The organism is uncultured Psychrosphaera sp. (assembly GCF_947500655.1).
Classification (GTDB): Bacteria; Pseudomonadota; Gammaproteobacteria; order Enterobacterales; family Alteromonadaceae; genus Psychrosphaera.
In genome coordinates, this window is sequence record NZ_CANMSK010000003.1 from 147,042 (window position 1) to 161,322 (window position 14,281).

Sequence of the window (14,281 nt, forward strand, 5' to 3'; positions counted from 1 at the left end):
CTCAGGCTACTTTTTTTATGCCTGTAATTTAAAAGTTTATATTCACTTCTTTAGTCACCGAATCGAAGACAACTATAGGCTCAGTAAGTAACCCTGCCACTGAACTTCATATTCACTCATACGTTTATGCTTTTTGCCTGCTAGGTGACTTATTTTCTCTTGTTCCGTTTCAAATGGTCCTGCATGGCAAATGTCACAACCTAGTTCACCAAATAAAGTCGGTAACGGGTTCATGGTAGGTAATAACTCTAACGCGACATCTCTGTTTTTATTTGACGTCCAAACATAAGTTAAAGATGCGGTATCTTTTACATGTTTATCTCTATCCACATTCCTAATTTTATAACCTGGGAATTGTTCAATTACAAAAGGCATAGTTCCAACACAACTAAACTCAGGGAGTTGTGTTAAAGAGCTCTTTGTTAGCGAATACTCAATATCCCATTCTGTATAAGGTTTGACGTCTTTGGAGCTTATATAGGCTAACTGAGCACCATCTTCTGCTAGTAAATAATCAAAGCTGTTAACTAAAAACAACCTTAGCAACCTTCTGTTTATTGTATTTATACTTAGGGGAAGTTCATCTGCTTGTGTATGTTGTTGAAATTCATTTTGGCTAGTAAAGTTCGGCACTAGAGGAAATTGAAAAATAACTAAATCGTATTCTTTAGTTAATTGGTGAATGTTATCTGAATTAGTGATATCAAATTCTGTTATTACCTGACAATCAACCAAGCTTAATGCTCCATCTCTTTGCTGTTGTAGGTAATCTAAGTTTTCACTGCCATATTTGTTGGTTAACTCAGTTACCGAGTCCAATACAGTAGCTGTAAGCTTTTTAGGTTGGAAATTGTCAAATATAGATCGAGAAAAAGATAAATCTCCATCTCCGATAGTTAAAACTGACCATTCCTTATTAATTACCATTTTGTTAATTACCGCTACTCTATTTATACAATTGGTATTATGCCTACTTATGGTAGTAAACGACAGATACAAAAAAGCCGTCACAAGGACGGCTTATTTAAAATACTAAACTAATTAGTATTAGTTATTTGCATTAACAAATTCTGGATAAGCTTCTATGCCACATTCAGAACGGTCAACACCTTCGTATTCTTGCTCTTCTGTAACACGAATACCAATCACTGCTTTAAGAATTGCCCAAACGATAAAGCTTGTTCCAAATACCCAAACAAAGATTGTTGCAGCACCAATTAACTGACCAGAGAATGAAGAACCGTCATTTGTTAATGGTACTAATAATAAACCTAATAAACCAACAACACCGTGCACTGAGATAGCGCCCACAGGATCATCAATTTTCAATTTATCTAATGCTAAAATTGAACCTACAACTAACAATCCACCTAGAGCACCAAATAATGTTGCTTCTAGAGCCGTTGGAGTTGAAGGTTCAGCTGTAATTGCAACTAGACCTGCTAGAGCACCATTAAGCGCCATAGTTAAATCAGCTTTCTTGAATAATATTGCACTTAATACTAAAGCGGCAATTGAACCACCAGCAGCAGCAGCGTTAGTGTTTAAAAATACCATAGCAACAGAGTTTGCGTTACCGATGTCACCAAGTTTTAACACTGAGCCACCGTTAAAGCCAAACCAGCCCATCCATAAAATGAACGTACCTAATGTTGCCATTGGCATGTTTGCACCAGGGATAGCGTTTACTTTACCGTCTTTAGTATATTTACCCTTACGAGCACCTAACAACAATACACCAGCCAATGCTGCAGAAGCACCTGCCATGTGAACAATACCAGAACCAGCAAAGTCAGAGAATCCTAAGTCACCAAGAGTATACATACCAAATACAGAAGCACCGTTCCAAGTCCAAGCACCTTCCATAGGGTAAATGAAACCAGTCATAACAACAGCAAATGCTAAGAATGCCCAAAGTTTCATACGTTCAGCAACCGCACCTGAAACAATTGACATAGCCGTTGCAACAAATACAACTTGGAAGAAGAAGTCAGAAGCTCCTGAGTAGATAGAGCCACCAACAAAACCGTCTTCACGAGCAGCAAACTCACCAAGCGTTGCTTCAACGTCTACGGTTTCAATTCCCGCTAAGAACAGGCTACCGTCATACATAATTGAATAACCAACAATTAAGTACATAGTGCAAGATATAGCGTATAAGGCTACATTTTTAGTAAGAATTTCTGTTGTGTTTTTAGCACGAACTAAACCAGCTTCTAACATTGAGAAACCAGCTGCCATCCACATAACCAATGCACCACAAACTAAAAAGTAGAATGTGTCCATTGCATATTGGAGGTGAAATATATTTTGTTCCATTGTTATTCTCCTATATCGCTTCGTCGTCAGTTTCACCAGTACGTATACGTACGGCTTGAGCTAGCTCTACTACAAATATTTTACCGTCACCGATTTTCCCAGTGTTGGCGGCTTCAGCGATTACTTCAACTAAACGCTCAGCATTTTCATCTGATGTAGCAATTTCTAGTTTTACTTTTGGTAGGAAATCTACTTGATATTCCGCACCACGATATAGTTCTGTATGACCTTTTTGACGACCAAAACCTTTAACTTCAGTTACTGTAAGTCCTTCAACACCTACTTCACTGATGGCTTCGCGTACATCATCAAGTTTAAATGGCTTGATTATGGCTGTTACCAGTTTCATTGTTATTCCTTAGTCTATTGTTTTTCTTATCGGTGATATCTAAAGGAAGATCAATGCCACTAATATAAGTATTTGTTATATAAGTACAAATATAAAAAATAACACATTAATTAAAAATATTTGCACCAAGGTGGGGTATTTATATGTGCAATTATGGTGCACTATTACCGTGCACGTTTCATGGGTACTAAATTGGGGATTTAACGACTGGAAAGACTGACCAAACGGCAGTATTAATTTCAATTTTCACCGATTGATTTAAAAATGAATTTTGTGTTTTTACAACGATAACCTGACCTAACCATTGAACCTGTGATTCATAGAACTCACCAGCAAAACGCTCGTTTGTTACCACAATAGGAAAATCGTTAGATAAGGTTAATTTAAGTTGATGTGGCCTAATATAAACATCCACTTCGCCTTCAACTTTTAGCGACATTGAGCTGAATAAATCTTTATCACCGGCGTAGCTAATCTCACCTAATTCTGATAACAAAACATTAGCCGATGCCACTTTACAGCGCAACCATAAACCTTGTCCTAAAAATTCAGCGACAAATCGAGTTTGTGGATAATTAAACAAACGTTCTGGACAGTCTATTTGTTCAATTTTGCCTTTATTTAACACTGCAATCCTGTCACAAAAGGCAAACGCTTCATCTTGGTTATGCGTTACAAATAAAGCTGCAATATTATGTTGTTTCAATAACGCACGAATATCGCTTATCAGCTCAAAGCGAAATTGCGGGTCGATATTTGAAAAGGATTCATCAAACAGTAACAACTCAGGCTCACAAGCTAATGCTCTAACAATTGCGATTCGTTGTTGTTGGCCACCTGATAGCTCATGTGGATATCTATCACTGTATTCCACCATCTTTATTAACTCTAATAAAGAATCAACTTTGGCTTTCCTTGCAGACCTTGATAACTTATCTAAGCCAAAAGCTACATTTTGTGCCACGGTTAAATGTGGGAATAACGCATAATCTTGAAAAATAAGTCCTATTTTTCTATCTTCAGTAGCAATGTTAATACTCGTATTACCGCGACTGTTAATGCCAAGAGCTTGTTTGCCACCAATGATTATATCACCAGAGACATTATCTAATAATCCTGCAATAGCTTTGAGCACTGTGCTTTTTCCACCGCCAGATGGACCAAACAAGGCAACGATTTCCCCAGAGTTAACCTGTAACTCAAGCTCATCAATTATTTGAATCTTGCCTTGCGAGCTTTTATAACTGACATTTAACTTGGATAAGCTCAATACTGACATGGTAATAATTCCATACAAAGGTTCACTCTACTTGCCATCCACTCTATTTTGAATCACTTTACTGTGATCAATTTTATTTGAGTCAATGCTACTTGTATCAATAGAACGGTTTAAAATTAACAAAGGGATAAGGCCCACTAATACTATCAAAATCGCGCCCAACGCGGCTAATTCTAATTGCTCGTCACTGGCATATTGATATACATAAGTTGGTAACGTTTGGAAATCAAAAGGCTGTAATAACAAAGCTGCAGGTAACTCTTTCATACTCTCAACAAAAATAAGTAAGGCAGCAACCATCGCACTTTTTCGTACTAACGGAATATGTACTTTCTTTAATAAATTAACCCCATTGGTTCCCATGGTTTTAGCGACCATATCCAACGATGGACTTATTTTTTCATAACTGGATTCTAAAGTTTTATTAGCAATCGCAATAAATCGCACCAAATGAGCAAAGATAATAGCAACAATAGAACCACTCAATAACAACCCCGGTGCGGAAAATCCCAACCAAACCGTAAGATCATTAATTTGTATATCTAAAAACGTTAATGGCACTAATACGCCAATCGCCATCACAGTACCAGGAATTGCGTAACCAGAGCTAGCAGCCTTTAATGAAAATGCTTGTACCTTGTTCGGTTTAACTCGGTATGCATAATTTAGAACTAAGGATAAAAGCAAAGCTAACAACGCAGTAATAAAAGCAATACCTGCACTGTTAAACGCAAACTCAAATACTTGTGTACTCCAAGATTGTTCAAAGTAATGCACCGCATATTGCAGCAGTACAAACACAGGAACGAGAAAAGCCACAAATAAAATTAATGAACAAAAACTCACGGCTAATACGGTTTGTTTTTGAGTTAATTTATAAGTAAGTGACTGCTGACTAACTTTGGCATCATTACTACTTTTTTGTTTTCCTTTTTGTAATTGCTCCAAAAATAAAAGTACAAAGATCCCCATCACCATAATTGATGACAACTTGGCTGCACTGGCTAAATCATAATGGCCTAACCAAGTATCGTAAACCGCAGTGGTTAAAGTACTCACAGCAAAGTAATTTACAGTAGCAAAATCCGCCATGCTTTCCATCATCACTAAAGCGCAACTGGCAACAATAGCGTTTCTTGCTAAAGGTAGAGACACTTGCATAAAACACTTAAAAGGTGTCTTACCTAGCACTCTTGCCGCTTGGGTTAACGTTGCATTTTGCTCAAGAAAGCTCGATCTAACCATCAAATACACATAAGGATATAACACTAAAGACAACATAACTGCTGCGCCAGATAAGCTACGAATGTCAAAAAACCAGTAATCATTAACGCTTGTCCAACCAAACCAATCTCTAAGTGTAATTTGGATAGGTCCAGCGTAATCTAATAAATCAGTGTAAGTGTAAGCCACTAAATAAGCAGGCATGGCAAGTGGCAAAACTAACGCCCAATTGAAAAAGCGTTTTCCCCAAAAGTCACAATTGGCTATCAACCAAGCTAACGGTATTCCAATGAGTAAAACTAAAGTGCCAACAGATAACATTAATAACGCTGTGTTTATAACGTAGTCGGTTAATACGGTTTCTCTTATATGCGCAAAACTATCACCACTGCTAGAGAGGGCTTCAAAAAGTAATGTGATTAGTGGCAACGCCATTACTAGCGCTAATAAAAAACTTATAATTTTGACGTGTTTAAAACTCGGCAACAAATGAGCCAATTTTAATAAGCGTATTCTTAAGGAGGGAGGTGAAACACCAACAGAGTCTACTTTTTTAATATCGTCTGTTGGCTTTAGCTCATTCATTTAAAGCTCATGTATTTACAGCTTGTGGTTAGCGTTTATTCGTTCACAGTTACAGATCATTAATTTATAAGTCGAACTTTACTTTATCAACTAACTTTAACGCAGCTTCTCTATATTCTGCAACTTTAGTTAAAGGTAAAGTATCTTCTTTAAACTCACCCCAACTTAACACTATCGCAGCAGGTTTTACCCTTGGATTAACTGGGTATTCCATATTGACCGACGCGTACGTCTGTTGCGCTTTTTCTGATGATAAGAAAGTTAACAATTTTAGAGCGTTTGATTTGTTAGGTGCATATTTAGTGATCACGGCACCCGATACATTAACGTGTGAGCCACGATCGTTTTGATTTGGATAAACAATATTTACCGCATCAGCCCAAGGTTTTTGTTCTGCATTTTCAAGCATTTTTCCATAGTAATAACTGTTCCCTAAAGATACATCACATAAGCCTTCTTTAATGGCTTTAACTTGCGCTCTGTCGTTACCTTGTGGTTTACGAGCCAAGTTAGCTTTAACACCTTGTAACCAAGTTTCAGCTTCCGCTTCACCCTTGTGGGCAATCATAGAAGCGATTAATCCTAAATTATAAGGATGCTTACCACTGCGAGTACATACTTTGCCTTTAAACTGAGGGGCCGCTAATGACTCATAAGTTAAAACTTGAGGAGCATTCACTCTGGTTTTAGATGCATAAATATTACGAATACGCTTGGTTAATGCAATCCATTGACCTTGATCATCACGAAAATGTGCTGGTACGTTTTTATTAATTTCTTCACTCACAATTTCAGAAGTTAAGCCTTCATCTTTTAATTGCAGTAACTTATTAAAATCAGAGGTTAATACCACATCAGCAGGACTGTATTTTCCTTCACGTTTAAGACGCTCAATTAATCCTTTTTTAGCAAACACCACTTTGGTTTGAATACCCGTTTCGGCTGTAAACTTTTCTAATATTGGCTCAATTAAAAACGACTGTCTAAAAGAGTAAATATTAACCGTTTGTGTAGTTTCTGCTGCAACGCCAAATGTACCTAATGCTAAAAATACTAATATTAATTTTTTCATATAATAGAAAATCCAATGAGTGAGTTATCGCAAGTGAGAATTATTCTCAACAATTCTAACAACGGATGATAAAAAGTACAGAATTAAATTTGATTTAAAAACAAAAAACAGTCATTTTTATAACCCACTAAAAATAATAATAAATAAGAGATTGTTCAATGGTCAAAAATATCGCACTTGTAGCGCACGACAAAAAAAAACCAGAAATTATTGCTTGGGCTAAAAAGCACCAAGATAAGCTTGTGAAACATAATTTATATGGCACAGGTACAACGGGGAAATTAATTAAAGAAGCAGTTCCTAGTCTTCATATCACGCCATTAAAAAGTGGTCCTTTAGGTGGAGATCAACAACTAGGAGCAATGATCTGTGAGGGTAAATTAGACATTTTATTTTTCATAATAGATCCTATGACTCCTCAACCACATGATGTTGATATTAAAGCTCTATTGCGTTTATCAACTATGTATAACTGCGTAGTCGCTTGTAACTTTGCAACCGCTGACTTTGTTATTGAAAGTCCGCTATTTGAAGAGCCTCAAGTACACGCTACCGATTTTAGTGAATATGCCGATAGAAGTATTTAGTTTATGCTGACATGTTTTTCTATAGTAAAACAATATGGTTCAAAGCCTATTATTAATAATTTCAGTCACGACTTTACAACTAATAGCACAAAAGTTCTTGGCCCAAATGGCAGTGGTAAATCAACCTTACTTAGATTATTAGCTGGCTTAGAAATGCCAACCAAAGGAAAGATAAATAGCTCGGCGTCATTATCTGAATTAATATCAATAAGCTCTGACAGCATTACCCCGCCAGAGTTTTTATCGACTGCTGAAGTCACTGAGTTATTTCAACGCTATAGCCATTTTGATAACACTTATTATCAAAATGTTATTAAGCAGTTGGAGCTTGGCGAATTTGAACATAAAAAGTTTGCCAAGCTGTCCTCAGGGACAAAGAAGAAATTTTCTGTTCTTTGGGCTTTATCGCAACATTCAGAAATACTAATTTTGGACGAACCCTTTGCCAGTTTAGATCAAGACAGTCAGATCGTTTTCAAAGAAATCATCCAGGCAGATGACAGAAAATTAATCTTTGTCGACCACGAAAATATTTTAGATTTTGATGACTCTGTGCATGTTTAGCCAAGTATTCAGTAAAAAACAAAAAATTCATAAACAGCAAGATCAACTCTACCGTGTTCTTATATTTTGCTTGCTCTTGTTTAGCCCAGTAATTTTATTATTGTCACCTTTACCTAGCTTTTTGATTTATCAAGGTACGGAAAATTACGTATCGCACCTTGTAGGTTGGCTTATTATTACGGTTGTTAGCTTACTCGAAGGGTATTTATTCTTGTCCGTTTGGCAAAACAAAGAGTTGATATTTTTTAAGTATTTATTTGGCCGAAATTTTAACAAAAATCTATTACTTACCTTTTTTAAATTTACTATTTTATTACATGTTTGTGTTTGGGCAGGTTATGCAAAAGCCGACTGGTCGTTTTCAAACCTTGCTTTAAGCGCCAGTATATACGCTTATAGTGCTGGTATTTTCATATTACAGCTCAAGTTTAAACTAGCACCAAAAACAGAAATAAAGATGAGATTGCCCAATATAAAAATAGTTAACTTTATATTATTAAAGGGTAATTTAACGTCCATTGCTTTATTTTTAATTGGAAGTTATGTCTGCTATATTTTTCTCAATAACGTTGAAAAAATTGAAGTTATATTAGCAGTCGTTGGTCTGTGGTTAATATTAACCACTTATTTGATGTTGCAAATTTGGCGTTCTATTAAGAAAAATCAAACAAGTTTGAGTCTGTTTTTAAAAAACATAAGCTTAAATTACTGTGCTCTCATCTGCACAATAACTAATTGGTTGTTTATTTTTGCACTAGTAATAGCCTTAACCACAATGTTTATTCTGGCAGTACCCCAAATATATATTTTGTTATTTTTGTAGATATGAAAATAAAAAAGGCCAATGAATTCATTGGCCTTTTCTTTTATACAATCATTTATAATGTGTGTGATGACTTAATCCAGGTTTTCAACTGGTATCTTTTTAGCTAAATAATCTCTGATCTCAGCTTCCATCTGATCCGCAGCACTGGCGTTATCTATACGCTTTTTCTGGCGTTGACCGTTAATGTAAAAACCACTGCGTTTGTTCGCACCAGCTAAACCTAGATCGGATATTAGTGCTTCGCCTGGGCCATTCACAACACAACCAATAACCGATACGGTAATTGGTTCAATGACATCTTCTAGTCGCTCTTCAAGTTGATTCATCGTTTGCACCACATCAAACTCTTGTCTTGAGCAACTAGGACAAGCAATAAAGTTAATTCCGCGAGAACGTATACTTAATGACTTTAAGATATCAAAGCCCACTTTCACTTCTTCTACCGGATCGGCAGCTAATGAAATACGCATTGTATCGCCGATACCTTCAGCTAATAACATACCTAAGCCAACCGCTGATTTAACCGCACCAGATCGAAAGCCACCGGCTTCAGTAATGCCTAGGTGAATTGGTTGTTCAATTTCTTTGGCCAATAAACGGTAAGCACCTACCGCTAAATGTACATCAGACGCTTTCACACTCACTTTAAAGTTATGAAAATCATAACTCTTTAAGATATTAACATGACGCATAGCCGACTCTAATAAAGCTTCTGGGCAAGGTTCATGATATTTTTCTTGAATGTCTTTTTCTAATGAACCGCCATTTACGCCAATTCTAATAGGGATGTTTTTTTCTTTTGCCGCATCTATCACAGCTTTAATACGGTCTTCACTACCAATATTACCGGGATTTATGCGTAAACAGTCAGCGCCATACTCAGCAACTTTTAATGCGATGCGATAATCAAAATGAATATCAGCAACTAATGGAATATCCACTAACTGTTTAATTTGTTTAAATGACTCTGCAGCATCCATCGTAGGTACCGAAACTCGAACGATATCGGCTCCTGCTTTTTGCAGTGCTTTTATTTGTTTTACCGTAGCCTCAACATCTAAAGTGTTTGTGTTGGTCATTGACTGAACCGATATTGGAGCATCACCACCAACAGGTACGTTACCAACCATGATCTGTTTAGACTTACGGCGAGTTATTGGGTTTTCACCAAACATTTATTTCTCTCTACAATTAAATACGGGCAAAATAAAAGGCTGAACGTGACAGCCTTTTATTTATGAATAAGCTATTTAGCTAGTTTACCCTATTATAATGCTTCTAACTCAAAACGAGCTACTCTATTTTTAGGTAAATCAGCAAGACTATATTCTTTGCCGTTTACAAAAACACTAACACCTTCGGGTTTACCAAGCGATACACTTAATGGACCCTGTGCATTTAGTGACATTACGTAACCACTCGGTTTATTACCAACCGCAATACGGTCACCGTTTACATCATAAACTTCAACCCAACATTCATTTTCAAAACGCATTTCTACATTAACAAAACCTTCTTCATCAACCGTGCCATTATCAGCAACCATAGATTTTTGTGATGCATTTAATTCGACAGGTCGTTGAATATTATTAACAGGTACCGCGGTTTCTTCGAACTTAGGTAATTCTTCAGCTGCAACCGTTTGTGTTGCCGCGGCTATGGTAGAGCTTTCTTCATCTGAAATAGCCGGTGGTTTAACCGGTACTACCGCTTTAACTTCATTGGCAGCTACAATAATATGATCATCATCGTCACCAGCTACCGGTGCAAAATCACTATATTGATTGTCTTGTATCCACCAAAAACCTAATGCAGCGATAACAACCAACGCAAAGATCCAAGTGACAAAAGATAATCGTCTTTCTAGTGCTTTGCGTTTAGTTCTACGTGAAAAAGATTGCATTTCTTTATCTGATTCGTCAAAAACAACACCTTTAGTTTCCACTTCAAGGAGGACCAAATCTTCCGCTACGTTAACTTTTTTAGCGTAAGAGCGAATATATCCACGAACAAAAGTTTCGGGTAAATTTTTAGGTATACGATCTTTTTCAATCGCTTCTAATACATGTAAAGGTACTTTTATTTGTTTTGCTAAATCTACTAAATCAATATTTAGTGCTTGTCGAGCCGCAACTAGAATTTTTCCAGGACTTTGTTTTTGTTTTTTTTCGTCGTTCAATTGCTCACTCATGACCGAAACTACTCCACTTCCACTTTTAAAATTTTAGTACCAGCGATTACTAAACCGTCTTGTTTTACTTTATTCCAAGCCATTAATTTAGCCAAAGGAACGTTTAATTCATCGGCTATATCTGACAAATCTTTATTTTGTTTTACCGTATAGAAAATATCAGGATTTTGAACAAACAATTTATCACCAGAGTTTATTTGCTGGTTTTTTAATTTATTCCACTTAACTAAAGCTGAAATTTGAACATTAAACTTAATTGACACACGATATAAATTTTCACCATATTGAACTGTATAACGTGGAATTTCAACATTATCGACATTTATATCTAAAGTAGGTCTTCGTTCAACTGCCTCAATCGTAGAATTATCACCTTGTTGTGAAACAATAATCTCATTTGGTAAAGGTAAAGACTTTCCAATACCGACTACGGACTGCTGACTGCTCGGCTGGTTTTGTACTTTAACAATTTCTTGATTTTTTGCTAATTTTTGTACTTTCGCCGTTTGCTTATTTTGTTTAGAACCTTGTTTAACTGTTTGTAAATAGCGTATTTTACGTTGTTCAAAAATAGATTCGTGCAGCAAATTTGAACGCAATAATAAACTTTGGTGGCTTAGCGGGAATTCTGAGATTAAACGAATACGGTACTCTTGAGCCAAAGAATTTTCACCTACAGATGTTTGCAGTAAAACCCCTAATAATAAACTATCTGAAGTCTGTTCTGACTGAGATAAGTAGGTATTATATAGTTTAAGGGCCTCTGTTTGGTTACCCATAGCATAATGTACCGAAATTAAATCAAGCAAAGTCGCTATTCTATTTGGATTATGTTGATACGATTGAGTTAACGCTTGGAGGGCTCCGTTGAAATCATCAGCTTTCAGCAGGCATAATGCCATGTTTTCATAACTTTCAGCAACTTGGCTATAACTAGGCGTTTCAATAGCTTGCTTAAAACGTATAACCGCTTGATTATAATCAGTTAACTTACATAGAAATACAGCATAATTATTTAATGTATTAGGATTATGAGGGCCTATTTGCAATGACTTTTGATAAGATTGTTCAGCTCTTACAACATCGCCTACGGCTTGATAATAGTAAGCTAAACTAGAATGAACATCGGCACGCATAGGCGCATATTCTAAGGCTTTATCTAAATTGTATTTAGCTTGTGGGTAGTTTTTATTACGTAAGTAGCCTAGACCTAATAGCAATCTAGACTTAGCTGCATCTTCTTTATTAAACGCTAACGAGCGAGCTTGCTGATTAGAGTCAATATAAGACTGCTCTGTCACGCAGCCAAATATAAATATTAATCCTAAGCTGTATATGATCCCTCGCAAAATAACAGTGCGCATATTTTTCTCAATTATTTTTAGTATAAGTGTTTAAAACTATTAAACTATTTTGACTGAGATTGAATCACCTTTTTCTTGTTTTTTCAATACTCTCTTAGTTCTATCAACAACATCACCTGCTAATTGACCACACGCTGCATCAATATCATCGCCTCGAGTACGGCGTACAATACAAGTATAACCTTCCTCTTGTAGCACTTTAGCAAACCTGTCTACGCGTGAGTTAGACGATTTTCCATATGGCGCACCTGGGAACGGATTCCATGGTATAAGGTTTATTTTTGAAGGCGTGCCGCGTAATGTTTTTGCTAACTCACGTGCTTGTTCCATAGAGTCGTTAATACCATCTAGCATAACGTATTCTACGGTAATATCTTGATTGGCTGTAGAGCCGTCGATATAACGACGACATGATGCTAAAAACGCTTCAATATTATATTTTTTGTTTACTGGAACTAAGATATCTCGTAATTCATCATTTGGAGCGTGCAATGAAATAGCTAACGCCACATCAATTTTTTCTTTTAGTAAATCTAACGCTGGTACAACACCAGAAGTACTAAGGGTGACACGACGTTTAGACAAACCAAAAGCAAAGTCATCCATCATTAATTCCATGGCAGGAACCACATTATTAACATTTAATAACGGCTCGCCCATGCCCATCATAACGACGTTGGTGACGGCACGGTTGGTTGATAAGCCATCCCAACCAATGTCTTGCACAACACGCCAAACTTGACCAATAATCTCACCGACTTTTAGGTTACGATTAAATCCTTGTGCACCAGTTGAACAAAATGGACACTCTAAGGCACAGCCAACTTGCGAAGATACACACAAGGTAGCGCGATTCCCTTCTGGGATCCAAACCGCTTCAACTTCTTGTCCACCTTCTAATAATAAAGCGTATTTAATTGTGCCATCTGTAGACACTTGGCGAACACTAATTTCAGGCGCTTTTATTACACATTTTTCTTTTAATTTGGTTCTTAAGACTTTAGAAAAATTGGTCATTTCATCAAAATCAGTTTTACCCATTTGATAAATCCACTTCACCGCTTGGTCAGCACGAAATCCTTTCTCGCCAAATTCATCAGCAAAAAACTTACGCATACCTTTACGGTCAAAATCCATTAAATTAATTTTTGCAGCGGTAGGTTGAGTCGCCGGTGTGGTTATTTCTACAGTCATAAAAGCCTCTTTGTAACTTATATCTTGGTTCTTTATTAGGGAGTGTTCCCTAAAAGAAATGGATGCGTTATTACACGCGTACTGGTTTTTCTAATAACTCTCATTTTCTGATGATTATTTATTGAAAATAAAAGCAATTAGAAAAACAAAAAGGACTTAGTATTCCCAAGTCCTTTTAACGTATTATTTAACGGTGCTCATATTGCTTAACGATTGTTGTGGTTAAGCAAAAGTTAAATTAACGAGTACGTGGGCAAATTTCATCTGCAGAGAAGAAATATGCGATTTCACGAGCTGCTGATTCAGGAGCATCAGAACCGTGACAAGCATTTTCGTCAATAGAAGCAGCGTAGTCAGCACGTAAAGTACCAGCAAGCGCTTCAGCTGGGTTAGTAGCACCCATGATTTCACGATTTTTTAATACTGCATTTTCGCCTTCTAAAACTTGAACCATAACTGGGCCAGAAGTCATAAAAGAAACTAAAGCACCAAAGAAAGGACGTTCGCTGTGTTCAGCGTAAAAACCTTCAGCTTGCTCTTTTGAAAGGTGAACCATTTTAGAAGCAACAATGCGTAAGCCTGCAGATTCGAAACGGTTATAGATAGCGCCGATTACATTTTTAGCAACTGCGTCAGGTTTGATGATTGAAAAAGTACGTTCTAAAGCCATGTTAGTTAAACTCCAAGGTTTAAATTTAATAAATTAAGGGTTCTGAAATTGAGGGCG

The 14,281-nt window shown here is 36.6% G+C and carries 14 protein-coding genes; 3 read left to right on the forward strand and 11 right to left on the reverse strand.

Going from position 1 to position 14,281, the window contains the following annotated elements; translation table 11 throughout:
• Positions 1-72 precede the first annotated feature (72 nt).
• From Q0940_RS04100 to Q0940_RS04125, 6 genes are all read right to left on the reverse strand, one after another.
• The gene (locus tag Q0940_RS04100; protein WP_299264387.1) at positions 73-927 is read right to left on the reverse strand and encodes a Rossmann-like fold-containing protein; all 855 of its coding nucleotides are present in this window, start codon (positions 925-927) and stop codon (positions 73-75) included.
• A gap of 120 nt (positions 928-1,047) precedes the next feature.
• Positions 1,048-2,319 (reverse strand): ammonium transporter, encoded by a 1,272-nt coding sequence (locus Q0940_RS04105; RefSeq protein WP_299264391.1) that lies wholly within the window; start codon positions 2,317-2,319, stop codon positions 1,048-1,050.
• Between the two features lie 10 nt (positions 2,320-2,329).
• Entirely contained in the window at positions 2,330-2,668 is a 339-nt protein-coding gene (glnK, locus tag Q0940_RS04110) for a P-II family nitrogen regulator (RefSeq protein ID WP_299264395.1), read from the reverse strand.
• 187 nt (positions 2,669-2,855) lie between these two features.
• Complete coding sequence (locus Q0940_RS04115) at positions 2,856-3,947, reverse strand: ABC transporter ATP-binding protein (protein WP_299264399.1); 1,092 nt, start codon at positions 3,945-3,947, stop codon at positions 2,856-2,858.
• Between the two features lie 27 nt (positions 3,948-3,974).
• The gene (locus Q0940_RS04120) at positions 3,975-5,606 is read right to left on the reverse strand and encodes an iron ABC transporter permease (RefSeq protein WP_299264725.1); all 1,632 of its coding nucleotides are present in this window, start codon (positions 5,604-5,606) and stop codon (positions 3,975-3,977) included.
• 214 nt (positions 5,607-5,820) lie between these two features.
• Positions 5,821-6,828, reverse strand: coding sequence for a Fe(3+) ABC transporter substrate-binding protein (locus Q0940_RS04125; RefSeq protein ID WP_299264401.1), 1,008 nt, complete (start codon positions 6,826-6,828; stop codon positions 5,821-5,823).
• A gap of 158 nt (positions 6,829-6,986) precedes the next feature.
• On the opposite strand from Q0940_RS04125, the gene Q0940_RS04130 reads away from it, so the two are divergent.
• The 3 genes from Q0940_RS04130 to Q0940_RS04140 are packed head-to-tail and all read left to right on the forward strand — an operon-like array spanning position 6,987 to position 8,802.
• Positions 6,987-7,415 (forward strand): methylglyoxal synthase, encoded by a 429-nt coding sequence (locus Q0940_RS04130; RefSeq protein ID WP_299264404.1) that lies wholly within the window; start codon positions 6,987-6,989, stop codon positions 7,413-7,415.
• Between the two features lie 3 nt (positions 7,416-7,418).
• Positions 7,419-7,979, forward strand: coding sequence for an ATP-binding cassette domain-containing protein (locus Q0940_RS04135; RefSeq protein WP_299264406.1), 561 nt, complete (start codon positions 7,419-7,421; stop codon positions 7,977-7,979).
• On the forward strand, positions 7,972-8,802 hold the full coding sequence (locus Q0940_RS04140) for a hypothetical protein (RefSeq protein WP_299264409.1): 831 nt from the start codon (positions 7,972-7,974) through the stop codon (positions 8,800-8,802). The genes Q0940_RS04135 and Q0940_RS04140 overlap by 8 nt, the downstream gene beginning before the upstream one ends.
• 74 nt (positions 8,803-8,876) lie before the next feature.
• Here Q0940_RS04140 and ispG read toward each other — a convergent pair whose 3' ends face one another.
• From ispG to ndk, 5 genes are all read right to left on the reverse strand, one after another.
• Positions 8,877-9,980, reverse strand: a complete 1,104-nt coding sequence (gene ispG / locus Q0940_RS04145; RefSeq protein WP_299264412.1) for a flavodoxin-dependent (E)-4-hydroxy-3-methylbut-2-enyl-diphosphate synthase — start codon at positions 9,978-9,980, stop codon at positions 8,877-8,879.
• Positions 9,981-10,072: 92 nt separating this feature from the next.
• On the reverse strand, positions 10,073-10,996 hold the full coding sequence (locus Q0940_RS04150; RefSeq protein ID WP_299264415.1) for a RodZ domain-containing protein: 924 nt from the start codon (positions 10,994-10,996) through the stop codon (positions 10,073-10,075).
• Between the two features lie 8 nt (positions 10,997-11,004).
• On the reverse strand, positions 11,005-12,360 hold the full coding sequence (gene pilW, locus Q0940_RS04155; RefSeq protein WP_299264421.1) for a type IV pilus biogenesis/stability protein PilW: 1,356 nt from the start codon (positions 12,358-12,360) through the stop codon (positions 11,005-11,007).
• 39 nt (positions 12,361-12,399) lie between these two features.
• Complete coding sequence (locus Q0940_RS04160) at positions 12,400-13,554, reverse strand: bifunctional tRNA (adenosine(37)-C2)-methyltransferase TrmG/ribosomal RNA large subunit methyltransferase RlmN (RefSeq protein WP_299264425.1); 1,155 nt, start codon at positions 13,552-13,554, stop codon at positions 12,400-12,402.
• Between the two features lie 238 nt (positions 13,555-13,792).
• Complete coding sequence (gene ndk / locus Q0940_RS04165; protein ID WP_299264428.1) at positions 13,793-14,224, reverse strand: nucleoside-diphosphate kinase; 432 nt, start codon at positions 14,222-14,224, stop codon at positions 13,793-13,795.
• Positions 14,225-14,281: the final 57 nt, after the last annotated feature.